The 924-nt window shown below is 47.7% G+C and carries 1 protein-coding gene and 1 pseudogene; both read left to right on the plus strand.

Annotation, left to right across the window (positions count from 1 at the left end; genetic code table 11):
- Positions 1-631: restriction endonuclease subunit S (locus A3730_RS01025; RefSeq protein ID WP_231883794.1), on the plus strand; the 631-nt coding region annotated here is incomplete at its 5' end.
- A 94-nt stretch (positions 632-725) separates the two neighbouring features.
- Positions 726-924, plus strand: a pseudogene (locus A3730_RS01030) (hypothetical protein); the annotation flags it as partial.

Genomic DNA, 924 nt, shown 5'->3' on the forward strand with positions numbered 1-924 from the left:
TGGTTTAGAGTCCCTGTTGGCAAAAGTTGACTACCCTATGAGAAGTGGTCCGTTTGGCAGTTCTCTACTGAAGAGCGAGCTCGTTCAAAAAGGGATCCCTTATCTAGGGATTGATAACGTCCATGTTGAAAGGTTCGAGAATAAATTTCGGCGATTCGTATCAGAAGAAAAGTTTGAAGAACTCAAGCGGTACGCGGTCAGAGAAAAGGATGTAATGGTCACAATTATGGGAACTGTTGGCAGATGCTGCGTTGTTCCTGATGGCGTCGGCAGGGCTTTGTCTTCTAAGCATGTTTGGACAATGACCTTCGATCAAGAGTTATGTATTCCTGAGTTGATTTGCTGGCAAATAAATTATGCTAATTGGGTGCATGAGCAGTTCAAAAATGAGTCACAAGGAGGGGTGATGGATTCTATAAGCTCTAAAACCCTGAAGGGATTGCTCCTCCCGTTGCCTCCTATTTGCGAGCAACAGAAGATTGCTGAGGCACACGCAAGAATTTCTAGAGTCATATTGGGAAAGGCGGAAAAGCTATCCGCAACCACAAATCTCAAAAAATCCCTAATGCAAGACCTGCTCACCGGCAAGCTCAGAGTCAACGTCGATAACAAGGAGAACGCAGTCGCCTGATTGGCGTGACTGCCCGTTATGTTTCAGGATGAAGCCGAAAAAGTCGAAATTCCGGCCATTGCGCAGCTGACAACCGCTTTGGGGACGTAAACGTATGGACGCGCCCGCACAGATCGAAATTTACCAAAGCAGCGACCAAGGTCCCATTGAGGTGAGGCTGGAGCAGGACACCTTGTGGCTGTCTCAGGGCCAGATGGCAGAGCTGTTTGAGAAAGATGCCGATACCATCGGTTTACACCTGAAAAACATCTTCAAGGAAGGCGAACTGGATGCCGAGGCAACTACCGAGGAAT

It is taken from the genome of Alcanivorax sp. HI0044 (assembly GCF_001634945.1).